Raw genomic sequence first — 26,183 nt, 5'->3', positions numbered from 1 at the left:
TGCGCTTCGGGGTGTCGACTCACCCGGATTCCGGGGTCTATCTCGTGAGATTAGGACGACAACGGTGGGCAATTGAAGGCTTCTTCAAAACCATCAAACATCGCTTTGGCTTGGATTGCTTTGGTCAGAAGACTCGGCTAGGAATCTATCGCTGGTTAATGCTGTCTCTCATCGCTGACCTCCTGGCACATTGGGTATCTCAAACCTTTCCCACTTGGGTGCGCCTCGATTGGGGCGAAGTCTGTGTCAAAGCCGTTGCAACACTGCTGCCGCACGTCGCCTGGGTCAAGCTGCTTCGTCAGATTCACAAGCACCGTGACCTCATTAATGAGCAAGGGTTTGAAATTAGCATCAAGCCCCTATCCTCAGCTTATTAGGAATGGTGCAAGATCTGAGTTAAGGCTAAATCCGTTGCGAAATGAAGTGAATCAGTCAATTGAGGCGATTCGGCAGAACGATGATTTGGCGCAAGATTTAGTCGAGAGTTAGGCTTGATCCGATGCGATACATTTTGGACACAGAGCACGTCACGTTGTTAGAAAATGGTGATCTCGCCTGCATCAAACATCTTGACTCGGTTGGCTATGAGCTTGTGGCGTTAACTGCGATCACGGTTGAGGAACGAGTGCAGGGATGGTTGAGTGCGATTCGACGAGCTTCGGCTCCTGCACAGTCTGAACGACTAATCTGGGCTTACGTGGGGTTGCGACAAACGGTGCAGTACCTCAACGGCTTCACGATTTTGGATTGGACGAATTCGGCAAGTCGTCAATTTGCTGAATTGAGAGGGCAGGTACGCATTGGAACTCAGGATTTGAGAATCGCTGCAATCGCACGGTCTACAAATGCAATTCTTGTGACCCGAAATCTGAAGGATTTTTCTCAAGTGCCGGACTTACAGACCGAAGATTGATCAGTGTAAGCCATTTATTCTATGCGATCGCACATTCATCTCAAAGCTGCGATCGCACTAACCAAGATTCAGAGATTAGAAGATTAGCTCTCAAAAGTGAAAAATATTGACATCCCCAAAAGTTGTCAAATTTTCCTAACAATACCCAAAAAAGTAAGGATTGGGGGAAAATTGGGGGAAAGGTTAGAATCGAAGGCTGAAACCCTTACTGCATAGGCATTGAATCGAGGACTGAAAATCCTCGTGTCACGAGTTCAAGTCTCGTTCCTGGCATCTTTTAGATGGAATAAAATATCCCGTAACTCACATTTCAAAGGGGTTACGGGATTTTCGCTTTTTTGCAATCATCCCTAATCATCCCTAATAGTCCCTAATCATCCCCTGTTTTTTAGGTAAGTTTTAGTCAAATGATGAATGGAAGATTGGCACAGGCTAACGGACGGCTGAAAGCTTCTAATGTGGGTGTCAGCATTGAGGCGATGGGGAATCGGCTTTATTTGAGGTCAACCTTTCCGCCCAAACCAGACTCAGGCAGAGAGAAACCATCTCAACAGCGTTTAACGCTTGGCTACCACGCGAACCCGGCTGGTTTGAAGTTGGCAGAGCAAGAAGCGAGAAAAGTCGGTGCGCTGCTCGATTGTCGAGAGTTTTCATGGAAACCGTACTTAAAATTATCTGCGATCGTGCCGTTGAGTGTGGGTGATTGGGTGAGCAGATTTGAGGCTGATTATTTCACTCGACGGCACCGATCGCCCAAAAGCGAAACCACATGGAAGACAGATTATTGTCAGGTTTTTTCTCAGTTGCCATCCGATGAACCTCTCACACTGCAATTGCTTGCGAGTGCTGTCACCGCTACGAAACCAGATTCTAGAAGCCGTCAGCGCTACGTTGATGTCTTGACACAGATAGCAACGTTTGCGGGGCTAGATGCCAATTTTAAGCCATTGAGAGGGAACTACTCACCGAGTAAGGTGACACCGCGTGACTTACCAGTCGATGCGACGATCGCCGCATGGAGGGAGAAAATCCCTAATCCTCAATGGCAATATGTTTACGGGCTGATTGCCACTTATGGGATTAGACCGCACGAGGTGTTTCACTGCAATCTGGATAAATTTCCGGTGCTGCAAGTGGAAGAACCGACCAAAACAGGGCAGAGACGAGTTTACCCGTTCTACCCTGAATGGTTAGAGCAATGGAATTTGAGAGCGGTCAACTTGCCAAAAGTGAGCGGTCGGAATAACTCTGATCTAGGAAGTCGAGTCAGTCACCAGTTCATCCGCTATGAGGTGCCTTTCCCTGCCTACAATTTGCGTCACGCTTGGGCAGTCAGGTCGATGGAGTTTGGCTTAGACATCAGCCTAGCGGCTCAACAGATGGGACATAGCGTGAGAGTCCACAGCGAGATTTATCACGCTTGGATTAGTGAGGAGGTTCATCAGAGAGCATATGAGGCGTTGATGCTGAGACTAGATCGCCCCTTGCCTCCTATCTCATCTCAGGCGGAATCTCTAGAGCCTCCTCACAGCGTTTAAGGTGCCAGCGGTAGGTCGGTCTAGCAGCTTGGGGGCTAGAGATATTTCGCCAATGGATCTTCTCTTTGAAGAGTCCCTCGTCTCGCAGTCTCCAGATATGTTTGACGCTGAAACCCAACTGCTCACACACGGCACTGGTAGGCACCCAATCAGAGGTTCTGCTCATTTGCACCTCCTAACAGATCCAGTTGCACATATTTTCTAGCCTCTACGATCTGCCGCCATTCACGTTCTAGAAAGATAGTCAGGTTCACGAATTCCCCTAGAGATAGGGAGTAGCGCGATTTACGCCACTTGATGAACAGTGGCTCATCTTTCCATCGACCGTTAGGGGCTGACTCTGTGAGGAGGGACACAAGAGCGCTCAACCGACTCAAATCATCACTGTGATCAATCATCGTTTTGCCTCCCATTGCACCCTAAATCGTCTGAAAGCCTTGCTGTAGCGTCTATTCCCTCTGTTTCCACGATTTTAGGGGTGTAAGAATCGCTGAAACGCTGACTGTGTGGGGTATTCCCAGGGGTGCCCCCTAATAAGCTTGTAGGGCATTTTTCTGACTGATCGCCCTTTTCGACATCTTCCAACTTTTCTAGAAACTCGCTCTCACACTCCTCAAACAGCCCGCCGCTTCTCGTTTCACTGATTATTTCTAAACGTAGAAAATCGGGATGCCACAAATCGCGGTGTCGATAGAGAGTGCTGCTACCGATTCCAGCCGCTTTAAGGGCTGTAAATCGAGCGGTAATTTGAGCAGGCAAGGTGCTGGCATTGAGCATCGAGGCGATCGCGGCTTGAATACGTTCTCGTGCTTGGTCGGATTGTTGCTGACTCCAGTTCATTTCAGGTATGGGGTTTGTGTTAGTGGGTGTAGAGCCGTAAGGGAAGTAACGAGTGCTGCTGGTGATGGACCGGGCCCAATGTGCAGCCCGATCGGCGATCTCATGTTGGTGACGGCACCAATCTCGATAACCGGGCAACAGTTTGGCAGTGGTGACGATGTGAGCGATCAACTCTGCGCCGTCCATCTGCTCAAAGATGTAGGACCGCATGGCAATGCGTCCTAGCAAAAAGTTGGTTTGACCGTGACCCGTCCAACCCGTTTCGATATCTGCATTGAGGTCATTGAGGAATTTAGAGGCTTTCCCGGTCAATCGCGGTTGGTCAATGCGCGCCAGGGCGATCACCTTGTCGAGCGCTGCTGTCGTCACGTCGCTGCGTTTCTGGCAAAACTTCCACTGAGACACAAACTCAGTTTTAGAGGGGTAGCAGGTTTCACCGTCGCGATTGAGTAAATAAGAGCCAATCTGCAAGGGCAAGCGATGAGCCTGGTAGAGAGTCGGTGCATCAGCGTCATAGGGTTTGGAGTTGGGAAAGACTTCCAGGTGCCCTTGAGCGATCGTGAACCCGGCATTTTCTAACGCCACTTTCACCGCTAGAGCGACGCGCCAAGTTTTTTGGGGCTGCTCAAAGGGGAAGTAGAGATGAATGCCGCCGCTATAGCTGGACGTGATGGCAATGTGAGCCACTAAACCGAGTGGTTCGAGCGCCTCTAAGATGCGATCGCGGGCAAACGGGTCACGCGCTGGATGGTAAAGCCCGCCCGTGTCAAGGTCGATCATCATGTAGTTGGTTTCAGCCCCAAACCGCACGCCATAGAGATAAGACTGCTGATTGATCAGACGATCGCTGAGAGGGTGACGGCTTTCTGTCTGCCAGATGGCTTGTGAATTTGCCCAAATGTAATCATGCCGATGGGAGAAAAGTTTAAGAAACTTGTCATCTGGCTCTGGGATGAAGGAGAATCGAGTTGAATTTGAAGTTACAGTTTTCATTTCAAGTTCCTAAACGACGATGGTTTTAGCTAAAACCATTGAAAAAGGCGGAACGCTGGTTACGTTCCGCTTGCTTTTTAGATATGGTTGACGATCGAGCGGATCAGGCTTTTAGCCGCACTGACATCGAGGGCTTCATACTCTGGTTCGACTTCTAAAATGCTGTCCAGCCCGTAATATCTCAGCCCTCGATTGACATTGGGATAGAGAATTTTGTGACAGAGGGCGCTGATCAGTTGGATTTTTTCTTCGTCGGTGAGGGATGTGATGATCTGAATTAGGGGTGTCATGCGATATCCTTTAGGTAATAAGAAATGAAAGTTTGAAGGCGATCGCATTCCCCAGCCGGGAAGAGCGATCGCTTTTTTATGCAGCGTATTCGTCGTCAATGATTTCGACTTCGATACCCGCGTCGTTGTCCTCGTCGAAGTCCAGATCAAAGGTTTGTCTGAGTTCCTTTAACAAGGTTTCTTTTCGATAAATGGGTAGCTCATCAAATAGAGCGATGATCTCGTCGTGAGTTTCGTCTTCAGTCATAGGCACCTCTTGAGAGTGGAGAAGGTCGTCAGAAACCGTAGGGGTAGGGAAATCCCGTGTTTCGTTGGATCATAGGTTTTAGCCACACGGGGACAGGACTGACAATCACAACCCCGTGTAGCTTTATTACACCCAAAAACTTGTCTTCAAGACTTGTCTTTGGGACTAGTCCTGATGATATGATGATAGAAGAAAAGTTGCAATCAGAAGAGGGCAAATCACCCTTGAAAGCGCTTCGTGAAAGGCTAGGAAATATATCTCAAGAGGAACTTGCTAGACGACTAGGCACTTCTGTCGTGTCAATTAGCAGGTGGGAACGTCGCGTCAAACCTATGTCTCTGACAGTCCCTCAAATCAGGGCTTTGCTCAGAGAACTTCGTTCCGCCAATTGGGATATGGAGGCTTTCCTAGAAGAGTCAAGTTCATATGAAAACGCTGAGGCGTGACTCATTCACACTTCAGCGCTAGTAACGATCAGTTAGGAGGTAGACCAGAAAACTTAAACCAGGGCAGAGCGGTAACTCTCCCTGGACGCTCCACAGCCAATTAACCCAACTGTAGAGGACTTAATTATGACCACAAGACCGACCGATAACGCATTTCCCCTTCACAGCACTGACTTCTTTGATGAGAAGCCGATCGGCTCTACCACCCATCACGGACTCAGCAAACGGGAATACTTCGCAGCGATCGCACTGCAAGGGCTGCTCGCTTCCACCCACTGGGAATTCTGCAAGATTGACGATGTGTGGGAGCATCAAGCCCCCTCACTTGAAGACTTTGCAGAGATAGCCGTCGAGCAAGCCGACAAGCTGATCGAAGAGTTATCAATCTCAACTAGATCACTTCAGCGCTAAAAACTCAAACCTGGAAAACTGCCAATGATTAACCTGATCGACTCTCCCCGCAGCCCCCCGGCGCTGGGAGAATAACCCACCCCTCCAGGTAGGGCCAAGGGTGAACTGGTACTTCACCCTCGGCGTTGCCCCATGCGAGATCTCAAACCAACATGGAGCCTTTGTATTATGAATCTTCCGTTACACAGACGATCGCTCAGTGCGATCGTCGCTGCATCGATCGTGGTGCTGTCACCAGCGGCGATCGCCATGACCTACGACGATTTTGGAGACCTTTTTAAGAATGCGGTGAATGGATTGGGCGGCGATCGTCCTCCTACAACCCAGTTCCCAGATGTCCCCATGAACCAGGCACTACAGTCTGGAGCCACCCAATACAGTTCCTTTGGCGCAATCACAGATTCAGAAGTGAACGCCATGAACCATCTACGATTCCCTCAATCCTTCCATGCCATGCGGCGGCGCTTTGGTGCCCCTGCCTATACCCAAGGCAACTCAGAATGGTTCGAGCGCTCTAACGGTCAATTCATCGTCGTCAATTACGACGGCGATCGGGCTGTCTCTATGGAGGCTCGAAACTAATGTTTGGATGGCTCAGTAGACTTTTTTTCTCTGACTACAGCCAACCTGGTAACGGCGGCTGGATGATCGAACTCGATCATCCAGACAAGGGGGATAAGAAGAAGTGAACATCTTCAACTTCCTTTTTGGCATGGATGATACAGGAGAAGAGGCGCGAGATTACATCGCCAAAAACTGCAAAGAAGGCGTAGACCCGCGCTCTAACATCTCAGACTATGGCGAATTTGATGAAGACTCGAACCAGGAGGATCACGATCGCTCTAGCGGAAAGGCATCTAAGCGAGATGCTGATGGGGTTGGTTTTCCCACTTCAGAGGAAACTAAGGCTTATTATGACTCGACTCGATACACTGATATCAAGATCGTTAGGAGGGATGACTAGTGACAGTTCAGATTGAAATTCTAGCTTCTGATGTTCCAGTTACTAAAGCACAGCAAGCGGTTTTAGATGCTCTCAAAGGTCGATCAACCGTAAGCTTTGAGGAGCTGATTGATCAGTCTGGTTTCAGTTCACCACTACCCTTAATCTCACGTCTCAATCACCTAATCGAGCGTGGCAGATTGCGACTTCTGCCTGAGTAGTCAGCGATCGTCCTTTTCTCACAGCTTAGGAACGCACAGAAAGCCCCTTTCAGACCATTCTGAGAGGGGCTTATCATTAAAGAAATTGTAGTTTCTAGCCCATTATGACCACAAACCCAGACGATGAAAGCAAGTTTCAGCAGGTCTTAGACCGTCTCGACAAACTGACGGATGACGTAGAGAAGTCGAATGAGAAAGCCGATCGCTTCAACGATAGATTCAACAACTATCAGCAGGCTACCCAGTGGGTCGTGCAGCTCGCCTTTACCCTCATCGCCTCAGCAACCATCACCGTGATCATCACCTCAGTTTTCAAGCGCTAACCCTCACAACTTGGGAACCTTAAAAAAGCCCCTATCAGATTTCTCTGGTAGGGGCTTCACCGTTCTCAAGGAGACTCAACCATGATCGAAGAAATCAAAATTGATAACTCAGTCATCCCTTTCATGCCTGCTCGATATCACTTGGGGCAGAAAGTCACGGTCGATCGCACCGTTGGCTACATTATCGGCATCCAGCGCGAAAAGTATTCATGGAGCTACCTGGTAGTCGAGGGTGAGCCACCCACTAACGACAGTGATGAAGATTGGCAACCAGAAAGCGCTCTTGTAGAGTAGATCGCCTTATTCTCACCTAAAGCCCCTTTCAGAATGGTCTGAGAGGGGCTTTTAGCTTTCCGAGGGGAATGTTTATAGATGGACAGTCAGTAATGAACCAAATCTATGTCAGCACTTCCCACTAAACCCAGCGCGATCGCCACCACTGAGCAAGAGCTTATGAGGCTGATGATGTATTACCGGGATGTGAATCCGCGGATCAACTGGCTAGAAGAGGCAAACTTTACCATGCCGATCGCTTCCTGGGATTGGAAGCCCAATCCAGAGGGACGAATCCTGTTTGTTGCACGAGCGATCATCGAAGTCGATTCTGCTCTGCTCACGAGCGGAATCAAGCCTTGGATGGCTGCAAAAGAGGTGCCGGGATCTGCCAACCTCACCGGAAACGCCTACACCACCTGATCACAATGGCATTACCATCTTCTAATGCGAGAAGTACGGGGACTAGCTCACCTTCTAGAGGGTTTTCACCCGTCAACGTGCAAGTTCAGCCTGCGAATAAACGGGCTGAACGATCGCAGCGAGTCCAGCAGGCTCAAAAATCGCAGCAAGCGAATAGAGGGTTTCAACCAGGAAACCAACAGATCCAAAGGGCTAACCAGCGATTTCAAGAGTCGAATAACCAGGCTCAAACAGGCAATAGGCAATATCAACCAACAGGGCAGAGAAGCAGTTCTAGCAAATCTCTGTCACCCCTGAATGAAGCCAGACGGCTATCCAATCCGTTAAGCTCTGCTAGTCCTTCACCTCTGCCAACTGCTCAAAGTCCACAGTTTCCATCGGCTCAACGGGCCCCACGACTTCCGATCGCCCGATCGCCCCTTCCACCTAGCCGATCTACTAGACCAAACGTACTCGGAACTGGAGGAGGCGCGGGTACGGCACTGGCTGGCATGGCAATTGAACAGGCCCTTCAATCCGCCGCGTCAGAGAGCGGATACAATTTCACTCCGTCAACACCAGAGCAGAGTGAAAGAAACGACCAAATTCGGCGTGATTTAGCGAGAAAGTTTGGAGAGTCGCTTAACGATTTAGGCAATGCCCTAAAAAACAATGTAGGCAACGCCTTAAAAAATCCTCGGAACGCGTTTGATGATCTATTCGATCGACTCGCTGACCCCTTCAAAAAACACCCCAAAACAGACCCTAAAAACGACGACGGCAGACCCAAAGACACCCCAACTCGCTACACCTACCAATGGCGGGGCTTTAAATTCTACTCAGTCGCTAATATTGGTATTGTTCATGGAAACGCTTTTGGCGGTGCCTATTCAACACTTGGGAGTGTGCCTTGGGATGAATACCACTGGGGAAATCCTCGTATTCCTGGAAATAGGAACGCCGTGCGTATTTCGTTTGAGCGGCTGACTTTCAGCAGTTTTCAAGGTCCATTTGGCGTAGAAAGAGTAGAGTACATTGCCGAGGCTGGAACGATCGAACCCGATCCAAACTACATTCCTCCCTCTTATCAGTTACCCGTAAATCTTCCCCCTGGTAGCCAATCACCGGATGTTAGCGGCTACCCTCCCATCTTCACCGAGGACGATTTCAAGCCACAGCGAGAGCGCAATAACGATCGAGCTAGGCAAGATGAAGCCGATCGCCAATCAGCCCCACCGCATGAACAAGAGAGAGAAGAGGCACTAGATCAACAGCGACGGTTTGCGCCTGACCCTTGGAACGACCCTTTACCCATTCCTACGGAAAGCCCCACACCTCAACCTGAACCTATACAGGCACCTAAGCCCTACCCTTATCCCTACCCCCTTGATTTCCCATCACCAGACCCCGATGAAGGCCCTACTGACTTTCCATCACCAGACCCAACGGCACCCCCTAGTGAACGACTCCTAGAAAAGATCAGACGCATCAAAAGAAAGCTTGACGAACGCTTTCCCCAACCCTCAAATGAACCGCAGACACAAGTCACAATTAATGGGAAGCCTGTCCCACGTCCCAACTCTTCACCTCCACAGCGAATAACAGAATCCATAAATCCTGACGAACCTTACGTGACGATTAACGGTTCTCCAGTGCCACGGACTAGCAATTCTCCTTTGCCAGAAACACGAACGCAAACACCTCCTACAACCACAACTACAACCACAACCACAGCACCGAATACACCGCCAACGACAACTACAACGACAAAGCCTAGAGTACCAGTGGAGCCAATAATAGATCCTACTACTGGATTACCTCTACCATCGCCTGATGAAACGACAACGACAACAACGCCTGATAAGTGCAAAGACCCTTGCATACAAAGTCTCCATGACAAAGCTGATGACAACGCTAAAAAGAAAGAGATAACAGTGAGAGTGTTTAAGGCTTGTACTAAATCTAACGAGGACGGCACAACGCAAGACGAGATAGATTTTGAAGAGGAAACAATTGAAGTTCCAGATAGTGAAGCAGATGTCTACGAACTGCTTTATGAACGCATCTTTGCACTAGAATCGATTCAGTGTGATAAGGACAGTTGCTACGCTGCTGTCCCTGATTGGTGGCAGATACGATTAGGTGCTGATATACCTCAAGCCATTGTGCAGTATGCCGAAGTAAAGGATAACAACAAATTTGGATCTCCCAAGTATGTTGTTTCTATACCTCACTATGGCAAGTCTAAAGAGGCAACAAAATCAAGTGATTTCCCTACCTATACTAAGGGGCAAAGGATGGGGATACTTACCCTTAGAGACAACTCAAAATTGATTATTAATGCCAGTGATGACGATGTTGAACAGGCAATCAAAAAACTGCAAAATTCAATATCTCCTTTATGGTTAACCGACTCAATTTACAGCGACGGCAAGCGTAAAGGAACCGCACTTAAAACAATTCGTGTTGCACCTCGGATAGTCAAATTCTTTCCCACTGGTCAGACCGATCTAAAACCACAATGGATCAAGTATTTTTAGAGAAATATCTATTCAAACCAAAAAGAGTTATTAGCGATGAGCAGTTTGCTCGATTGATAACAACACAGCAGTTTGCAAAGCAATTCTATATACACGAAACGACTGCTTATTCTTGGGCCCAAGTCGGTAAGGTGTGGGCAACTAAAATCGGACGGCGGTGGTACTTTGATCCGCTCTCAGTTGCGGAAGATAAAAGCTAGCAGTGGTTTCTTAGTCGAGGCTTAAGGTACGACAAGAATTTTAAGCCTCGACTAACGAGTTTGAGCGTTGTTTGGGGCACACAAAAAGGGCAACTCTCAACCCTTATAAATCAAATGGCAGCACCAATCACCCCTACGGCAACGACTCTTGAAGGGCAGTTAATCGAAGTTCTCCGCGCAATGGAAGCAGCAGAGAAGGCAATGCCCGAAACGACTCGTGAAAACCGTGTAAGCATCAACCTTGATGTAGATAACGGACGCATTTCTGTTTCTGCAACCTTAAACGCTACCGTTGCGGGCAGCGGGGGCGAAATCAAGTTTCTACCCGTTGTCTACCTGCCTTAATTCCCTATAAACAACCAAAAAAGAGGGCTAAATTATGGCACGGAACGATAGAAGCAATTACTACGCTCGATATGCGGGTAAGACGGGGACAAACATTGCATTTCGCTCCCCTAGCGCGATTTACGAATCGATCAAGGGCGATCTAGGAGTCTTTCTAGTGAGCGAAGCGAATGATCAGGCGATGCTTTATGGATTGGCTGGCCGCTATTTACCCCGGCTGTCTCTCGGATTGGAGCAAACTTTGCTCAATAATCCACTAGGTAATCAAGCTCAAGGGGTCGCTCAAAACACTGTGCGGGTGTTTTGCTCAACGACCAACATCGGTAACGCGATCGCGTCTCTTGTGGGCAAAACCACGCGGGGCCGTCGCATCGTCAAGGTGAACATTCCTAAGCGACGGGTGTTTATCTAATGGATGAATTGCCAGTGATTGAAGGCTTTTTACCTCAAGAAGTAGCGGCAATGATCGCCACCGGAGAGATTGAAATCGAGTACGAGGAAACCGAAACCGTTATCGATACGGTCGGTCTAATTTTGCCTCCTCAGTTTTCTTCACTGGCACATCTTGAGGACTTTGAGGCGAATCTGATTTGGACTCCCGACCGTGAAGTGGATCGGAGCCGACAAACTACCCTGATTCTTCCGTAGATGCTTGCAGATTCTTGGAAACTTGTAGGCGCGGTGAACTTCTATCGCCCTAGCACAGCGCTACCAGGTGCTTTGATGGCAACACTCACCAATCGGGTGATCAAAGTAAAAACAACCTCGTCAACTCCCAACCTTTGGAGACGAGCGGCATATATGCGGCAAGTGGTTGATCGGGCAGAGTTAGAAAGTCGTGTGGTTCCGTTGAATCAAGAAACGATTTTTGAGCTTTCACCTTTGTCCGATCGCTACGGGCTTGTCTTCCTTCCAGTGCGATGGCTCCCTGATCTCACGGTGTGGGTGTGGGAGTACACCGGGAAAGACCCCGATACCCTGAAAACTGACCTCACTCGCATCGAATCGAAAATCGATAACCTTTCTTCTTAATGTGGAACCTGCTTTCTGAGATATCGATTTCGACCCAATGGGACTGGACACCTCCCACGACTGGGGAATGGTTTCGGTTTGAGTTCGAGTTTCTGCAAGAGGTCAAAGTCGATATCGTCCAGGGTGACGGTTTGGCATTGTATGGAGTGCCGATTCGTGTCACCACGAATAATCCACAGGTGCTTTATTTCAAGCGCCCGCCATTCGGCTTGACTGATCAGTGTATTGCAGTTCGCACGGGCGATCGCGCCTATAGAACCTACTCGCTAGGCTGGAAAATCAAAATCTTTGTAACGAATGATGAACCGGAGTCAGAACATCCGGTTGATTTTTCCACACAGCAAGCGCAAATCCTAAATTTATTAGAGGAACTCATGCCACTAGCCCGATCAAATCCAGCAGCCGTTGTTAGCACCGCCGCCACGTCTACACCCGTAACGGCTGCAATCACAAACACAGTCCTATCAGCCGCAAACCCTAACCGGAAGGGTTTAATTTTCTACAGCGCGGCATCCGGTACGCTGTACGTCAATTTAGGGGAAACTGCCAGCCTCACAGACTATTCCTTTAACTTAGGGGCAGGGGATTATCAAGAACTCCCCTTTGGATATGTGGGTGCTGTTAGTGGAATTTGGGATGCAGCCGGGGGTAGTGTTTTTGTAACTGAGTTGAGCTAATGCCACTAACTCAAGCACCCGGCTCATCTCAGCCAACGGCGATCGATGCCTCTGCTGTCACAAATCTCGAACCCTATGTAGTGGGATTGATTCAGACGAATAACGCCAATAATCAGGGGCTAATCTGGCAATCGATCGCGAGCGCTACTAATCTCGTGGCAAATAATGGCTATTTCCTTGATTTAGCAGGGGCATCTGGCAACACCGATCTAACTCTGCCAGCGAATCCCACAGCAGGGCAGGTGATCAGCCTCATCTATATAGGTGCTACCTCTCTGCTCAAAAAAGCGATCGTGCGACGCAATGGCAAACTGATTAGTTCGGCAGCGATCGATTTGCAGATCTACACCAAAGATCAGCGCCTCACCCTCACCTATGTCAGTGCGGCTGTGGGATGGTTTGCTGAGAGTGCAAGAGCGATCGAGTCGTATCAATCAAGCGTTATTCTCACCCGTCCAGCGACTACAACGGTTGCTCAGAACGGGATTTTCAACTATCTAGGCACCAACTTAAACACGGGCACTTATCTAAATCCATTTTTACCTAGCACGAACCCGCTCCGACCCAGACGCGCTATATTTTGCGCTCGACTGGGATGGACTAATGTGAGTGCGGCTATTTTGATGGCCGATAAGAGTACCACCGCTACCCTTACAAATCGAGTCGATCCGGCTGCTGATTCTGCTAGTTTTTTCATCCTTTTCTACAACTCTGAAGCGAAGGCACCCATTCAGGTCAAGTTGAGTTCAATTTATATGCAGTTTGCTTTTACAGGAGGCATCTACACCCCTAAAACTTTCAATATTCGAGGAGCAAAGAATCTAGGGGTAAATCTTGCTCTATCGGATGTAGAGGCGAAAATAACATCCACGGTTCAATCACTTTTACCGCAGCAAGATTCAAGAATTCTTATCTCTCCTGATTGGGCAAACCTGGCAACCTTTACAGATACCAACACTGGTTTCACGGGAAACTATTACGGCAATTCAGGCGCTAACGCCACCGTGAGCAAATTTTACGATCTGAATGCGGCTGATTTTTATCCGGCTTATATGATCACCTCGCTGCCTTCAGTGGTGAATGGCACGGCATTCGAGGGGTGGGAGATCAGGCAGATGGAACTCTATGGGGAGGTGATCGCAGCATGAACCCCCAATTTGATACAAAAACTCTTATCTCACTTGCCACTTTTCTAGCAGGTGCCGGATCTGCCGTTTGGGGAATGGTGCGATGGTATGGCGACGGAGAAAAGAAGCGCTATGCAGCCGAACGGGATTTTGAACACTTGAGAAAGAGTCAAGAACAAATGAGGCAGTCGATCCTCTTGCTGACTAGAGAGATTGATGAGTTAAGCGACGATATGAAAATACATCTGGCAGTCTTTAACGTTATGTTGGCTCAGAACGGGCAAAGCGTTTCTGGAATTTTGGGCTATAAAAGGAAAAATGAATCAACCTCAGATCGAGACTAATCTCAATACCGAGTTGATGAAAAGCATTAAAAATCTGCTCAAGAATCTGATTGATCACTTTCTGATGGGACGCGTCGAGACGGCGATCGCCCTGGAGGAAGTGGCTTCAGAAATCAGGCAAAAAATAGAAGAGAGGGCAGCGACTCAGCATCATTAGGCTGTTTTTGTCTCTGTTCAGATAATTACAATGCAGCGTCTAAATTAGTCACACTTTAGTCAAGTTTTGCAACTGGATTATTGAAAGCTAAACACATTAAAGCTTTCAGCAATCAGGCTTATGGGCTGAAAATCCTCGTGTCACGAGTTCAAGTCTCGTTCCTGGCATATTTATGATGCAATAGGGCACCTCGAAAAATTCATGAGAGCAGTCTTAAGTGAGATAGATGTGAGATCATAGTCATAGAGCAGTGATAGAGCAATTGCAATGACACAGCCTGGGTTTTGGGATTGGGAAACGCGCCAAGATAAGCTGAACCAGAAGCAGCCGGCTACCGATTTAAGCCGGGACAGGAAGGCCCTGAGCAGATGGAATTCGCCTCAGCATAGAAAACCCCTGCGACCCAGCGCGAGGGCAAGTATCCTATCCTCAAGGGTTAAATGAGGGAACGGATGAGACTCAATATACGAGAACGGTGTCAAAAAGTCTTCCAAGCATTTTCCGCAAAAGGACACCTGACGATTCGAGCCATTGCTCAGGCAACCGGGATTTCCAAGAGTAGTGTGCATCGACATCAGCAAGCCATGAAGCATCGGCATCAGCATCCAGAGTCAGAGGTGTGGGAGAGTCCCGTCGGAGCGCAGTGGTTAAAACGGCTGGGGATTGCCACAATCTTTATCTTCTGCTTCAAACGAGGGGTGGGCTGTGAGAGCTTAGCTGAGTTTTTCCGACTGCTGGGACTGGAACAGCATGTAGGGGTCTCCGTTAGCTCCTTGCGCCAGATTCGCACTCAGATGGAGACGCAAATTCTGGACTATCAACGTCTGCCACAGTCTCAGTTAGAGCATCCTCAAACGCCGGTTGAAGCGTGTGTCAGCGTCGATGAAACGTTCTTTGACCAGGTGGTGTTAGTCCTGTGGACTTGCCCAGTGGATTCATCCTGGTGGAGGAGATGTCCCAGGACTATCGGTATGAGACTTGGCAGCATCACACCCAGCAGGCGTTGAGCAAACTAGGGTTGAACATCCACTACTGCGTCAGTGACCGAGCCAAAGCCTTGGTCAAACTCGCGCTTGATGAACTGGGATGTCCGAGTATCGCCGATCTGTTTCATGCGTTGCGGGAACTGTCGCAAGGGATCGGCAGTGAGTTGTCTGATCGTCTGTTTCGAGTCAACCGGCGACTTCGCGAATTGGGTGACCCAGCAGCAAACGCCTCCTTAAAGCAGCAACTGCAAGTCCAGCAAAGCGGGTTAGAGCAGGCTCAAGCCCAATATCGCTCCATCTTGCATCACCTGACGACCACGCTCCATCCTTTTGCGATTCGGCTGGGTATTCCTCAGACGAGCAAAAGGGTTGAATCTGAATTCCAACAGCAAGCGACCATCCTGAACACTCTGAAACAAACCTATCAATTGTCAGATAAACCGGGCAGTCCCTCCAAGTTTGAGCGTCAGCGGCACGACTTGGCAGCCGTGGTTGACCTCTGGTGGGAGTGGGTCGAGCAACGCTTGAGCGCTCAAAACTGTGACCTATCCACTGGTGATTGGGTGAAGCAGTCCCTGTTGCCTGCCCACTATTGGCACCAGCAAAGTGTTCGCACTAAAACCCCAACCCTCAAGGCTGCTTACCAAATCGCTGCCCAACACGCTCAAGCAGCGTTGATGCGCCACCCTATCACGACGGCGATGTCTTGCAAGCAGTTCACCCAGTGGCAAACTTGGGCAACCTCGATGGTGACTAAATTCCAACGCACCTCTTCTCCAGTCGAAGGACGCAACGGCTACTTAAGTCAGATTCATCACAATCGCCGAGGATTATCGACCCGACGTTTACGGGTGATGACCACGATCCACAACTTCCATCTCCAACGCTCTGATGGCTCGACAGCGGCTGAATGATGTCAGCCGCGTGATTAACGATTGGCTCTATCAACTGAGATTTCTGATTTATTTAGTCGTCATCGCTTGAGGAGTAGCAGTCATTAATTTTGGACTGTTGGGCAGAGCGCTGAATCGATTGGGTCTGGCTCCGCGCACACTGATTGGCCTACCTGGAATTTTAATTTCCCCCTTTCTGCACGTCGATTGGCAGCATTTAGAGGGAAATACTGTGTTTTATTTTATCTTCGGTGGGTTGGTGTTTCTCAGAGAACCGAGTGAATTTGGAGCCATTACGGGCGCGATCGCCGTGATTTCGGGTTCTGTCATCTGGCTAATCGGTAGACCTGCCAGATATGTAGGCGCAAGTGGCGTGCTATTTGGTTATATAGGATTTTTATGGTCGTTTGCGTATTTCGATCGCAATCTCTCGTCTGTGCTGATGCTGGTGATGACCCTCATGGTAGTGGTCTTTACTCAACGATTTGGGCACACCCTTTGGCTAATTTTACCAATTCGTAAAGGTATGGCTTGGGATGGACATCTCGTAGGTTTGTTGACGGGAATTTTTGTGGCGCGTCATTTGCTAACGCTCAAAGGTTGGTTTGATCAGTTGATAGATGGCTTAAATCGGTTGGGATCGTCACTGACATAGTGAACAAAAGAACTGTCGTCCCTTAATTCCACTCGCCGCTATCAAGATTCAACCCCATCCACGTCAGGCATTTTTGCATCTCCTGGTGCATGGTTTTAGCGTCTGCATGATAGCGCCGTCCGTGCCCTGGTAAAACCCATTCAAATGAATAGTTCGCCAGTTTTTGCATCGATCGCTGCAATTCTTCCCACGAATACCAGCAGGCTTCGCGAAACCCAACCAGGTGATTTTGACGTGCAGACCAAGCGAGATGATCGCCAGTAAACAAGAACTTATTTTGATAGAGCAGAACGGTGTGTCCCTTGGTGTGACCGGGGACGGGAATGATCAACAAATCTGGCTCTAGCTGAATCGGATCTGATCCCGTGAGTTTGAGTTCTACGCTTTGAGTGCCGCGATTGACTTCATCGGTATGGAGAATGCGATCGCAACCAAAATGATCGTGAAATTTCTGGTGATCGGCAACATCGTCACGATGCGTCAAATAGAGATAGCGAATGCCGCCCATTGCTTCTAAGCGTTTAACCAGTGGAGGCGCAAATCGAGGAGAATCGACCAGAATATTTCCTTCGGGACGTTGAATGAAATAACTGGCGGCTCCGAACGAGTTTTCGGCGTGATAGCCACAGTGATAGACGTTTTCGGCGACTAAAACCGGAAAGCTCTGCTGCGCGATTTTGATGTCTGTCGGTTTCTCAACGGTGCCGATCGACGCAGTAGGACACGCCAACAATGCCTGCATCGCGTGCAAACGTTCACTTTCGCTTTGAGGCTGATGAAAAACTACCGATCTTCCGGCTTCTCGATCAAAAATATCAGGAGCCATCCATCGACAAGTGTCACAATCGATGCAGGTTTGATCCACGTAGAAGTCGCCCTCAACGTTTTCGGGGCGGCGTTGGGTGAGGTGAGCCATAGTTAAATAATCAAGGAGTGTTTGACTTTCTAACTAAATCATACTCGTTATGAATATGAGATAGGGTGAAATTCTCCTTAATTTGACGTGAGTTCGATAGGAGTGGTTCACTCCGATTATGAATTCGGGAAGCCCCCTAAATCCCCCAAGATTGGGGGACTTTGAACCAGAAATTTTGGCTTAAAGTCCCCCAAAGTGGGGGATTTAGGGGGCAGAAGCCGCTGAGAACGAAGTGAAAACCTCGTCGAACTCACGTTAATTTGAGTTACTGCCCGCAAGATGCCTCGTTGGGCTTTGGGGTTGCGTCAGGATAGAAGGTGACGATCGCTCGATTAGTTTTTACAAATACCGCTTGAAAGGGCGGTGCTGACGAGGCATCACGCACGGTATAAAGACAAGCTTGGTTGGCACTAGCGGTAGTTCTAAAAGCTTTAAATGCGCGAGTCGCATCGACCAAAATCTCTTGGGCATTGCTGACGTAGGAGTAACCTTTTTTAGAATCTCTGGTGATGACTCGATCGCCCTGCCGAATCTCTACACCTAATGTATAAACTTCTCCAGCAATCACTTCTTCGGCTTTAGAATTGTTAGGCAACCGTCCAGCAATGCCCTGATTTTGCAGTTGCAGATATCGCCCGACAAAGTGCAGACCGCCGATTTGAGTTGCCCCTCGCATCTGTCCACAAAAAATATGCTCAAAGGCACGGCGGTCTGACCATATTGTCACCAAATCATCGCGAAATTGATTGTCACTGCGCCGACCTGAAAACAATTCTCCACCCACGGTTTGTTTAATTTGCTGCACCACTTGGGGCGACTCTGACAGCAATCTTCTAATACTGATGGTGCTGACCTTACTGCCAAAGGTTCCACAGGTATTTAGCACTTTTTGATCAAACGCATTCAGCGAAGGTGGAACCGGAGTAATATCAACTTTTTGATTTCTAGGAAAGCGAACCGTAACTAGATTATCAGCTTGATCAAAGAAGGGAAGTAAACCTGATTTTGTAGATTTTGCAGGGCGTTTTTTTGCAGAATCAACGGTTTGAGGTTGAAGAGATTGAGCCGAAACAGACTGAATCAGTGGTAATGATACGCCTGCTATTAGCAGCAATGCAACTCCATACACACCCCTCGTAACCAATCTGACCATAAGACACCTTAACAATAAATTTTAGTCAACCATAACTCTCTCAGTAGACTCTAAAAGAGCCTTCCTTTGTTCCAATCAGGGTTGAAAATTAGGGTTGATCAGTCATCATTGGAACAACCACCTTTTTTATTTCAAGGCATTATTGAAGTAGGCGCATCGCTTCACTACCACTTCAGGGTTTGAAAGCGTGATTAGTCTTCAAGAGCGCGTTTAGTTTGAGAAATTCAGGGCTGCTTTCGAGCATTGAGACACAGAATCTATTTCTCCCCAAGCAGGACTTTATGCTTAAGAAAATTCCCGTTGGATTTATATTGCTTCTCGGTTTGATCTATGTTGGATTTGGCGATCAATTTTTGCCACCCTCGATCGGGCAATACAGTTTTCAGGCTCGTCGCTCACTCGATGGCATGATGATTAGTATGTTTCCTGAGTGGCGACCGAAAACCAGCCCTTACGATCGTACTCAAGACGCAATTCAAAAAGCTGAACAGAACGGAAAATCTAAATAGAGTGATGAGTGTGTAAATGAGCGCAACTCATCACTCAGAAGCTTTTTAGACTTTCTTTAGCCAGCTAAACATGGCCCGGAGATCTTTGCCGACTTCTTCGATCGGATGTTCTGCTTCGCGGCGGCGCATGGCAGTAAAGCCGGGTTTGCCTGCCTGGTTTTCTAACACAAACTCACGGGCAAACTGTCCGGTTTGAATTTCGCGGAGAATCTTTCGCATCTCGGCGCGAGTGGCATCGGTGACAATGCGAGGGCCGCGAGTCAAGTCGCCATATTCTGCCGTGTTGGAGATGCTATCGCGCATCTTTGCCAAGCCACCTTCGACAATTAAATCGACGATCAGCTTGACTTCGTGCAGACACTCAAAGTAAGCCAACTCTGGCTGATAGCCCGCTTCGGTTAAGGTTTCAAATCCGGCTTTGATCAACTCACTCAAGCCGCCGCAAAGCACAACCTGTTCGCCAAACAAGTCGGTTTCGGTTTCTTCGCGGAAGGTGGTTTCAAGCACTCCAGCACGGGTGCCGCCAATGCCTCTGGCGTATGCCATCGCCCGATCGCGGGCCTGACCTGACGCATCTTGGTAGACCGCAAACAGTGCCGGAACGCCTTCGCCTTGCTCATAGGTGCGTCTCACCAAATGTCCAGGCCCTTTGGGGGCAACCATTACCACATCGACATGGGCAGGCGGCACCACTTGAGCAAAGTGAATGTTAAAGCCGTGAGCAAAGGCGAGAACGTCACCTTCATTAAGGTTGGGTTCGATCTCGTTGGTAAAGACGGTTTTTTGCACTTCATCGGGCAGCAAAATCATGATGAAGTCTGCCGCTTTTGCTGCGTCGGCAACACTATGCACCGCTAACCCAGCATCTTTGGCTTTGATTGCAGATTTGCTGCCCGGATATAGCCCCACAATCACGTTCATGCCGCTGTCTTTGAGGTTGAGGGCGTGAGCGTGTCCTTGAGAGCCGTAGCCGATAATGGCGATCGTCTTTCCAGACAGTAAATCTAAGTTAGCGTCTGCGTCATAATACATCCGCGCCATGATAGGAGTCTCCTTGCAGCAAGTCTTGTTGGGTGATCTCAGAACTCCTAAGTTTACCAGATGAGCGGTCTGGCTCAATCAATTAGAGAAGATTTGAAAGTTAAAGAGGCTGCAAACTATCCACCAGTGCTGAAACTGCTCCCGGCACTTGCTCAACGGCTGACTCGATCGCGGCAATGAGGATCATTGCCACATCGGTTGGTAGCTGACGGACTAAAATTACGCCGCTCATGGGCTGGCTTTTTCCGGCGATCGTCAAGCTGCCTGTCCAATCCATTTTGATGCCGCCTGGAATCGCTTGCCACTGCCCAGTCTGAAATCCTTCTCCTTGCTGAAAGGCAGTTTGAGCAATCTTTGCCAAAGCATCATTAATGAAGGTTGCATCGCCATTTTGCAGTGCTAGTTCACCCTGCGATCGCACCAGCACCGTGTAGGCTAAACTGCCATCCCGCGATTCAATCAACACCGATCCTGCTAATGGGCTGACGGTGAAATCTTTGAGAATGGCAATCTTAAAGCGTTTATTGGGGTCTTTATAGTCGCCACTCACTGGCAAAGGTGGCGCGATCGAAGCAGGCGCGATCGGAACGACGGGAGCCGGAGAAATGGGTGTAAGCGGAAGGGTTGGAATCGCGGGAACAAGAGTTGCAGAAGGCGTTGGAGAAGCTTTAACCGTAGGACGAACACTAGGAGTTGCAGTGGGCGGAGTTGCCGGAGATGCGGGGAATGCACTAGGAGTGACGATCGGCGGTTCTGCCTGTGCCACTGTGGGATTTAGCCAAGCGGTTTGTCCAAATGTGGTGAATCCGATAAACGCTGCGAAGGCTAACCCAATCAGCCAGTTTCGATTTAATTTCATGTAAGTCTCCGGCTCTAAGTTATCTGCCTAAAATTGTCGGATTGTTCGACGCAAATACGCCCGCGACACAGCCGATCATTAAAGTCGCTAATGTCGCTGCCCAGAGAGCCTTCCAGCCTAACTCGCTCAGATCTTTGCGGCGAGACGGAATCAGGCTCACAAATCCCCCAACAAAGATGCCCACGGCGGGTAGATGGGCAAAACCACAGAGCGCATAGCTGACGATCAGCAGGGCCCGATCGCTGATTGCGCCTTTGTCTGCTAAAACCGCTAACTGCTGATAAACCGGAACTTCGGTTTCGAGCAATCTGCGTCCGATTAAAACCGACGATTGCCAAAGCTCTTGCCAGTTGAGCGAAATGCCTGTTAAAAAAGTCAACGGCAAAAACAGTGCGCCGACAATGTTTTGTAACGTCACGACTTCAAAAATCAGACCGAGACGACGAATAAATAGATTATTGCTTTGCGCCAGTGATGCGAGATTGCCAAAGAAAAGATTGACGAGGGCAACTAATCCTAAAACAGCGATTAAAAGAGCCGCGATCGCGATCGCCAATTTCACGCCATCCATTGCGCCCGTGATCACGCTTTCCATTGCATTCGTTTCTTTACTCGCATCTTCGGGGATCTCTGCTGGCAGACTCCCCAACGTTTTAGGCACATTGGTTTCGGGCACCAGCAGTTTAGACACGACAAAGCAAGCCGGAATTGCCATGATCGAAGCCGAAATCAAATGTCCAGTAATGTTAGGAAAAACGGGACGCAGTAGCTGCGCGTAAAGCGCTAAAACCGTTGAAGCAATGCTGCCATAGCAAGCGGTGAGAACGGCACACAACTCGCTGCGAGTCATCTCCGCTAAAAACGGACGGACGACCAGAGCCGACTCGATTCCAACAAAAATATTAGTCGCGCCACTTAACGCTTCTGCGCCGCTCAAGCCCATTGTGCGGCGAAACAACTTGGCGAAGACATTGACGATCGGTTGAATCAACCGCAAATGGTAAAACAGCGACATCAACGCCGAGAAGAAGATCACCGACGGCAGCGCCCGAAACGCGAAGACATAGCCCAAGTTGAGATTATCAGGGCTGAGACGATCGCCCGCCACTGGCACATAAGGCGGCGTGACGGCTCGTGCAATCCAGCGCCCTGCTAAAACGGGACCCGGCACCCGATTTGGCTCAGGCACAAGCAGAGAACCAAAAATAAACCGCGCGCCTGTTTCGGTGGCATCTAAGATCGCGTTAACGCCATCACTGAGCGCTTGAATCACAAGCCGGGTGCCGGGAAAGGAAAAGACGAGCAGCCCCAACACTAACTGCAAGCCAAGGCCCCAGATGATCACCTTCCAGGGAATCACGCGACGGTTTTCAGACCCTAACCAGGCGATGCCGCAGAGCGCAAAAATGCCGACAAAAGACAAAAGGTTTAACCACGTCATTATCAATATTGACCAAAAAGGTTATTAAATCTGATTTTCAGCAAGTCTATCAACATTCGGATCGAGTCTTGCAGAAGATTGAGATTGAGATTTTTGCTTGATTTCTGCTTTCAGGGTTTGCCAAGCTGCTAGGGCTTCAGGGTTTGATGAGACACCCTTTTGCATCAACACTACTCCATCTTGAACGTCAAGCACCCCATAGGTTCCGTCAGCCGAAATTCTTTCTAACGTGGGCAGCGTTGCTTGCAAATCAGCCAAGCTATCTGCAAACGCCTTTTGATATTCTTGCATCTGCCACAAATCGGCAACCGCATAGTCTACAGTGATCACCTGGTCACGATCGTCGCGAATCTGGAGTCTTGGCAGTCGAATGATCGCCCGCCGACTCGACAAATGAGGAATTAAATAAGTGCTAGCAGAAACGCTGGCATCCGCAGGAATTTGACGAATCACCTGATTGATCTGGTGAGCATGGTTCCACTGGCGCGTCAGCGGCACAAACACCCAGGGACGAATCGAGTCAGGAACCATAAACGACAGCGCCCGATTGGGATTGTTAGTCACCGTGAAGACGATCGAGAACACCAGGCAAACGCTCCAAAAGCGGCGAAACCGGGGCGTAAACCAATGAGGATGGCGCGACCACCACAGCACCGCTCCATAAAACAGTCCGGGCACCACCGCCAAGGCATAGCGCAGATTGAGCGATAGGGCAGAAAGTCCTGATTGCAAAAACAGCGCTAACAGTGGAAATCCGGCGATCGTCCAAGCAGTCGGCGACAGAGCGGGGATGAACGCGAGCGAGAGCCACTGTCCGGCGAGATAGCTGAGGCGGCGATCGAGGGGCAAAAACAGGCTAGAAAGCAGCGCGATCGGCCTTGTCACCATTCCCCACAGCACCTGCATTATGGTCGGATTTGGACTGTCTACAAACTGCTTAAACCGATGGGCAAAATACAATCGTGAACTGTCTGTAGAGATTTGCGGCACGATGAGGCTGGTCACGATCGCCATATAGCTAAAGCTGGTCAAACACACGGCTAACCCAGTCCAAGGATGGCGGCGACTCAGCACTAGATAGACTCCGACCCCAAAGAGCACGATCCCTGCGTCTTCCCGACTTCCTAGCACGAGCAGAGCACACAGCCAAAACCAGCCCCAGCGCTGTTTTTCTAACGCTAACAGCAACGCAAACGTAAACAGAGGAATCTGACACTGCTCATAGAAATTAGCAAGGGTTGGAGAGATCACGGCGATCGCAGCGTAATAGCTGCCTGTAATCCACAGCGATAATTGAGGCTGAAGATAATGCCGCGCCAATGCGTAGAGTACGAGTCCTGCAATGGTGGTCAACCCAACCTGCAACACGATTAACGTCACTGGATGAGGAAACACTGCATAGAGAGGAATCCACAGCAGGAAATCTAAGACGAAATGATGAGCTAAGTGCAAAAAATGCACGGTTGGAATCACGCCATCTTCTAACGATGCAACCGAATTTGCAGACGTTAGAGAACTTTGGAAGAAACGCCCATGCAAATTGTTCCAAAAAACTTGATTAAACAATCCGTGATCATAAGATGCATAAAAAACAAAATAGCGGTTTAGCGAAATCAGCAACACGATCGTAAAAAAAATTGCGGCGAGTAAGTACGATCGCTGCAACCCAATCTGATCTTTTTCTGGAATTAAGGATTTAAGGAAAGTCATGCAATACAAACTTGAGTTTATGGGCGATCGTCAACGAGCCACTGCGGGTTTTTGAGTCGTCGCCTTAGCAGGCTTGGCTGCCTTCTCAGATGATGGAACCGCCGGAACAGAAAGAGTTTTTGCAGCAGGGGAAGCTTTTGCAGGCACCGCAGCCGGGGGCGGAGAGGGCACACTTGCGGGAGCAATGACCGCAGGTGCTGGTTTATTGCCCAAAATGCTAGTGCTTCCGGTGTCATAAAACCCTGCTACACACGCAATCATTAAAGTGGCTAACGTGCCGACAAACAGGGCTTTCCAGCCAAGCTCTGAGATATCTTTACGAGGAGACGGAATCAGCGCGATCGTGCCTCCCACAAAAATGCCAACCGATGCCAGGTGAGCAAACCCAGACAGCGCGTAGCTAACGATCAAAACCGCACGATCGCTGAGAGGATTCACCGGACGAGCGGCGGCGATCGCCAATGCCTGATAAGGCGGAATCGCGGTTTCGAGCAGTCTGCGCCCAATAATCACTGACGATTCCCACAGTTCGTTCCACTCTAGAGAGACCCCCGTCAAAAATGTAAATGGCAAGAACAATACACCCGCGATATTCGCCAAAGTGACAATGCCAAAAAACTGACCAATCACACCGGGAATGCCTGCCAAGCCTGCAAAAATTTGATTGATTAGCGAAACTAACCCCAAAATTAGGATGAGGACTGCGGCGATCGACACCGACATTTTCACCCCGTCTAAGGCACCTACGATCGCTGCATCCAGTGGGCTAACTCGCTCAATGGGTTCGCCTCCAACTCTTTCTCTCGGCGCACCTTCAAAGTCTTCATTGTCGTCAGTCTCAACTGGAATGCCACCCGCTGTCAGCGGAATCTCGGTTTCTGGCACCAAAATTTTAGACAACACAAAACAGGCAGGAATTGCAATAATCGAAGCCGAAACCAAATGCCCCAAAATATTGGGAAAGACAGGACGCAAGAAGCTCACATAGATTGCCAGCACCGATGAAGCCGCCGTTCCAAAACAGCAAGATAAAATCGCACAGAGTTCGCTGCGGGTCATTTTTGCCAAGAAGGGCTTGACGACGATCGCCGCCTCAATGCCCACAAAGATATTCGCCGCGCCGCTCAACGCTTCAGCCCCACTCAATCGCATCGTTGTATAGAATGCTTTTGCAAACACGTTGGTGACAACTTGAATCACTCCAATGTTGTAGAGCAACGCCATCAATCCAGAGAAAAAGATTACGGTCGGCAACGCTCGAAAGGCAAAAATATAACCCAGGTTGACGCTTGCAGGTTTTGTCGGCAAAGGAACTATATTGTTTCCAAAGACAAAATTTGCGCCAGTGTCTGCGGCCAGAAACACTCCATCTAACAAATTACTAAAGACTTGCAGCGCCTCTCTTGTAAAGGGCAACCAAAAAACTAGCGCTCCTAGCACCAGTTGCAAAAGAATTCCCATGCTAAACACGCGCCAGGGAAAGACTCGCAGACTGCGGTTTTCTGAGAAGAGCCACGCGATCGCACACAAGCCAAAAATGCCAAAAAATGAGATGAGATTGAGCAGACTCATGGGGCTGAATCCTTCAACGAGGGCGAAACGTTTTTCAGGACTACTCTCAAGGTAGATGAACGGCATCACTAAGACGATACCTAAAAACGACTCGATCGGCGCACTTAATTCTAGCGATCGCCCTGACCCAAAATCGCTACGCCAATCCTTGAAAAGGTCATAATAAGCAGAGTCGCCTTCATTCGT

Annotated in this window: 36 protein-coding genes and 1 pseudogene; 25 read left to right on the top strand and 12 right to left on the bottom strand. The window is 49.1% G+C overall.

The features are described from left to right. The 3 genes and pseudogenes from BRW63_RS16095 to BRW63_RS16085 all read left to right on the top strand — a co-directional run. Window positions 1-377, top strand: a pseudogene (locus BRW63_RS16095) (hypothetical protein); the annotation flags it as partial. Window positions 378-499: 122 nt separating this feature from the next. Further along, window positions 500-913, top strand: coding sequence for a type II toxin-antitoxin system VapC family toxin (locus BRW63_RS16090; protein WP_073072736.1), 414 nt, complete (start codon window positions 500-502; stop codon window positions 911-913). Window positions 914-1,320: 407 nt separating this feature from the next. After that, window positions 1,321-2,451 (top strand): site-specific integrase, encoded by a 1,131-nt coding sequence (locus BRW63_RS16085; protein ID WP_073072735.1) that lies wholly within the window; start codon window positions 1,321-1,323, stop codon window positions 2,449-2,451. Here BRW63_RS16085 and BRW63_RS16080 read toward each other — a convergent pair. The 5 genes from BRW63_RS16080 to BRW63_RS28335 all read right to left on the bottom strand — a co-directional run bounded on the left by BRW63_RS16080 (window position 2,405) and on the right by BRW63_RS28335 (window position 4,821). Further along, window positions 2,405-2,617 (bottom strand): hypothetical protein, encoded by a 213-nt coding sequence (locus BRW63_RS16080; protein ID WP_073072733.1) that lies wholly within the window; start codon window positions 2,615-2,617, stop codon window positions 2,405-2,407. The two genes, BRW63_RS16085 and BRW63_RS16080, sit on opposite strands and share 47 nt — an antisense overlap. Further along, window positions 2,601-2,849, bottom strand: a complete 249-nt coding sequence (locus BRW63_RS16075; RefSeq protein ID WP_106254050.1) for a hypothetical protein — start codon at window positions 2,847-2,849, stop codon at window positions 2,601-2,603. Before BRW63_RS16075 ends, BRW63_RS16080 begins: the two co-directional genes overlap by 17 nt. Further along, the gene (locus BRW63_RS16070; RefSeq protein ID WP_073072730.1) at window positions 2,842-4,284 is read right to left on the bottom strand and encodes a hypothetical protein; all 1,443 of its coding nucleotides are present in this window, start codon (window positions 4,282-4,284) and stop codon (window positions 2,842-2,844) included. The genes BRW63_RS16075 and BRW63_RS16070 overlap by 8 nt, the downstream gene beginning before the upstream one ends. Before the next feature lie 77 nt (window positions 4,285-4,361). Then, window positions 4,362-4,673, bottom strand: coding sequence for a hypothetical protein (locus tag BRW63_RS16065; protein WP_143162063.1), 312 nt, complete (start codon window positions 4,671-4,673; stop codon window positions 4,362-4,364). Then, on the bottom strand, window positions 4,651-4,821 hold the full coding sequence (locus tag BRW63_RS28335; protein ID WP_181314410.1) for a hypothetical protein: 171 nt from the start codon (window positions 4,819-4,821) through the stop codon (window positions 4,651-4,653). Before BRW63_RS28335 ends, BRW63_RS16065 begins: the two co-directional genes overlap by 23 nt. 179 nt (window positions 4,822-5,000) lie before the next feature. On the opposite strand from BRW63_RS28335, the gene BRW63_RS29980 reads away from it, so the two are divergent. The 21 genes from BRW63_RS29980 to BRW63_RS15960 all read left to right on the top strand — a co-directional run bounded on the left by BRW63_RS29980 (window position 5,001) and on the right by BRW63_RS15960 (window position 16,796). Beyond that, window positions 5,001-5,267 (top strand): helix-turn-helix domain-containing protein, encoded by a 267-nt coding sequence (locus tag BRW63_RS29980; RefSeq protein ID WP_106254051.1) that lies wholly within the window; start codon window positions 5,001-5,003, stop codon window positions 5,265-5,267. A gap of 126 nt (window positions 5,268-5,393) precedes the next feature. Continuing rightward, window positions 5,394-5,678, top strand: a complete 285-nt coding sequence (locus BRW63_RS16055) for a hypothetical protein (RefSeq protein ID WP_073072726.1) — start codon at window positions 5,394-5,396, stop codon at window positions 5,676-5,678. 168 nt (window positions 5,679-5,846) lie between these two features. Beyond that, window positions 5,847-6,260, top strand: coding sequence for a hypothetical protein (locus BRW63_RS16050; protein WP_073072724.1), 414 nt, complete (start codon window positions 5,847-5,849; stop codon window positions 6,258-6,260). A 130-nt stretch (window positions 6,261-6,390) separates the two neighbouring features. After that, window positions 6,391-6,642, top strand: coding sequence for a hypothetical protein (locus tag BRW63_RS16045; protein WP_073072723.1), 252 nt, complete (start codon window positions 6,391-6,393; stop codon window positions 6,640-6,642). After that, window positions 6,642-6,842 carry a hypothetical protein gene (locus tag BRW63_RS16040; protein WP_073072721.1) on the top strand — a complete coding sequence of 67 codons (201 nt, stop codon included), beginning with the start codon at window positions 6,642-6,644 and terminating at the stop codon, window positions 6,840-6,842. Before BRW63_RS16045 ends, BRW63_RS16040 begins: the two co-directional genes overlap by 1 nt. A gap of 104 nt (window positions 6,843-6,946) precedes the next feature. After that, window positions 6,947-7,165: a hypothetical protein gene (locus BRW63_RS16035; protein ID WP_073072719.1), complete on the top strand. Its 219-nt coding sequence runs from the start codon at window positions 6,947-6,949 to the stop codon at window positions 7,163-7,165. A gap of 81 nt (window positions 7,166-7,246) precedes the next feature. After that, on the top strand, window positions 7,247-7,459 hold the full coding sequence (locus BRW63_RS16030) for a hypothetical protein (protein WP_073072717.1): 213 nt from the start codon (window positions 7,247-7,249) through the stop codon (window positions 7,457-7,459). A gap of 105 nt (window positions 7,460-7,564) precedes the next feature. Beyond that, entirely contained in the window at window positions 7,565-7,861 is a 297-nt protein-coding gene (locus BRW63_RS16025; protein ID WP_073072716.1) for a hypothetical protein, read from the top strand. A 5-nt stretch (window positions 7,862-7,866) separates the two neighbouring features. After that, on the top strand, window positions 7,867-10,380 hold the full coding sequence (locus BRW63_RS16020; RefSeq protein ID WP_143162062.1) for a hypothetical protein: 2,514 nt from the start codon (window positions 7,867-7,869) through the stop codon (window positions 10,378-10,380). Next, window positions 10,362-10,580, top strand: coding sequence for a helix-turn-helix domain-containing protein (locus BRW63_RS16015; RefSeq protein ID WP_073072712.1), 219 nt, complete (start codon window positions 10,362-10,364; stop codon window positions 10,578-10,580). Before BRW63_RS16020 ends, BRW63_RS16015 begins: the two co-directional genes overlap by 19 nt. A 114-nt stretch (window positions 10,581-10,694) precedes the next feature. Next, window positions 10,695-10,925: a hypothetical protein gene (locus BRW63_RS16010; protein ID WP_073072710.1), complete on the top strand. Its 231-nt coding sequence runs from the start codon at window positions 10,695-10,697 to the stop codon at window positions 10,923-10,925. A 34-nt stretch (window positions 10,926-10,959) separates the two neighbouring features. Continuing rightward, a complete protein-coding gene (locus tag BRW63_RS16005) occupies window positions 10,960-11,337 on the top strand; it encodes a hypothetical protein (protein WP_073072708.1) in 378 nt (125 codons plus the stop codon). Continuing rightward, the gene (locus BRW63_RS16000) at window positions 11,337-11,573 is read left to right on the top strand and encodes a hypothetical protein (RefSeq protein WP_073072706.1); all 237 of its coding nucleotides are present in this window, start codon (window positions 11,337-11,339) and stop codon (window positions 11,571-11,573) included. Before BRW63_RS16005 ends, BRW63_RS16000 begins: the two co-directional genes overlap by 1 nt. Further along, window positions 11,574-11,957, top strand: a complete 384-nt coding sequence (locus BRW63_RS15995; protein ID WP_073072704.1) for a hypothetical protein — start codon at window positions 11,574-11,576, stop codon at window positions 11,955-11,957. Next, window positions 11,957-12,634, top strand: coding sequence for a hypothetical protein (locus BRW63_RS27280; RefSeq protein ID WP_083582989.1), 678 nt, complete (start codon window positions 11,957-11,959; stop codon window positions 12,632-12,634). Before BRW63_RS15995 ends, BRW63_RS27280 begins: the two co-directional genes overlap by 1 nt. Next, a complete protein-coding gene (locus BRW63_RS15985; RefSeq protein ID WP_073072702.1) occupies window positions 12,634-13,782 on the top strand; it encodes a hypothetical protein in 1,149 nt (382 codons plus the stop codon). The genes BRW63_RS27280 and BRW63_RS15985 overlap by 1 nt, the downstream gene beginning before the upstream one ends. Continuing rightward, window positions 13,779-14,105 carry a hypothetical protein gene (locus BRW63_RS15980; protein ID WP_073072700.1) on the top strand — a complete coding sequence of 109 codons (327 nt, stop codon included), beginning with the start codon at window positions 13,779-13,781 and terminating at the stop codon, window positions 14,103-14,105. Before BRW63_RS15985 ends, BRW63_RS15980 begins: the two co-directional genes overlap by 4 nt. Further along, a complete protein-coding gene (locus tag BRW63_RS15975; RefSeq protein WP_073072698.1) occupies window positions 14,080-14,262 on the top strand; it encodes a hypothetical protein in 183 nt (60 codons plus the stop codon). The genes BRW63_RS15980 and BRW63_RS15975 overlap by 26 nt, the downstream gene beginning before the upstream one ends. Before the next feature lie 452 nt (window positions 14,263-14,714). Beyond that, entirely contained in the window at window positions 14,715-15,269 is a 555-nt protein-coding gene (locus BRW63_RS15970; protein WP_181314411.1) for a helix-turn-helix domain-containing protein, read from the top strand. Continuing rightward, window positions 15,215-16,162 carry a DUF6399 domain-containing protein gene (locus tag BRW63_RS15965; protein ID WP_143162061.1) on the top strand — a complete coding sequence of 316 codons (948 nt, stop codon included), beginning with the start codon at window positions 15,215-15,217 and terminating at the stop codon, window positions 16,160-16,162. The genes BRW63_RS15970 and BRW63_RS15965 overlap by 55 nt, the downstream gene beginning before the upstream one ends. A 97-nt stretch (window positions 16,163-16,259) precedes the next feature. Beyond that, a complete protein-coding gene (locus tag BRW63_RS15960; protein ID WP_073072693.1) occupies window positions 16,260-16,796 on the top strand; it encodes a rhomboid family intramembrane serine protease in 537 nt (178 codons plus the stop codon). Window positions 16,797-16,818: 22 nt separating this feature from the next. Here BRW63_RS15960 and BRW63_RS15955 read toward each other — a convergent pair whose 3' ends face one another. Continuing rightward, on the bottom strand, window positions 16,819-17,712 hold the full coding sequence (locus BRW63_RS15955; RefSeq protein WP_073072691.1) for an MBL fold metallo-hydrolase: 894 nt from the start codon (window positions 17,710-17,712) through the stop codon (window positions 16,819-16,821). A gap of 265 nt (window positions 17,713-17,977) precedes the next feature. Beyond that, the gene (locus BRW63_RS15950) at window positions 17,978-18,865 is read right to left on the bottom strand and encodes an EndoU domain-containing protein (RefSeq protein ID WP_106254052.1); all 888 of its coding nucleotides are present in this window, start codon (window positions 18,863-18,865) and stop codon (window positions 17,978-17,980) included. Between the two features lie 281 nt (window positions 18,866-19,146). Between BRW63_RS15950 and BRW63_RS15945 the strand changes: the two genes are divergently transcribed. Beyond that, a complete protein-coding gene (locus BRW63_RS15945) occupies window positions 19,147-19,374 on the top strand; it encodes a hypothetical protein (protein WP_073072690.1) in 228 nt (75 codons plus the stop codon). Window positions 19,375-19,419: 45 nt separating this feature from the next. Here BRW63_RS15945 and ilvC read toward each other — a convergent pair whose 3' ends face one another. From ilvC to BRW63_RS15920, 5 genes are all read right to left on the bottom strand, one after another. Continuing rightward, a complete protein-coding gene (gene ilvC / locus BRW63_RS15940) occupies window positions 19,420-20,415 on the bottom strand; it encodes a ketol-acid reductoisomerase (protein WP_073072688.1) in 996 nt (331 codons plus the stop codon). A gap of 100 nt (window positions 20,416-20,515) precedes the next feature. Continuing rightward, window positions 20,516-21,274 carry a hypothetical protein gene (locus tag BRW63_RS15935; protein WP_073072686.1) on the bottom strand — a complete coding sequence of 253 codons (759 nt, stop codon included), beginning with the start codon at window positions 21,272-21,274 and terminating at the stop codon, window positions 20,516-20,518. A gap of 19 nt (window positions 21,275-21,293) precedes the next feature. Further along, window positions 21,294-22,715 (bottom strand): NupC/NupG family nucleoside CNT transporter, encoded by a 1,422-nt coding sequence (locus tag BRW63_RS15930; protein ID WP_073072684.1) that lies wholly within the window; start codon window positions 22,713-22,715, stop codon window positions 21,294-21,296. 24 nt (window positions 22,716-22,739) lie between these two features. Next, window positions 22,740-24,425 (bottom strand): DUF2079 domain-containing protein, encoded by a 1,686-nt coding sequence (locus BRW63_RS15925; RefSeq protein ID WP_073072682.1) that lies wholly within the window; start codon window positions 24,423-24,425, stop codon window positions 22,740-22,742. Between the two features lie 30 nt (window positions 24,426-24,455). Next, the gene (locus BRW63_RS15920) at window positions 24,456-25,997 is read right to left on the bottom strand and encodes a NupC/NupG family nucleoside CNT transporter (RefSeq protein ID WP_073072680.1); all 1,542 of its coding nucleotides are present in this window, start codon (window positions 25,995-25,997) and stop codon (window positions 24,456-24,458) included. Window positions 25,998-26,183: the final 186 nt, after the last annotated feature.

The sequence above is a fragment of the Phormidesmis priestleyi ULC007 genome (assembly GCF_001895925.1).
In the GTDB taxonomy this organism is placed as follows: Bacteria; Cyanobacteriota; Cyanobacteriia; order Leptolyngbyales; family Leptolyngbyaceae; genus Phormidesmis_A; species Phormidesmis_A priestleyi_A.
This window is presented reverse-complemented; position numbering and strand designations above follow the sequence as displayed.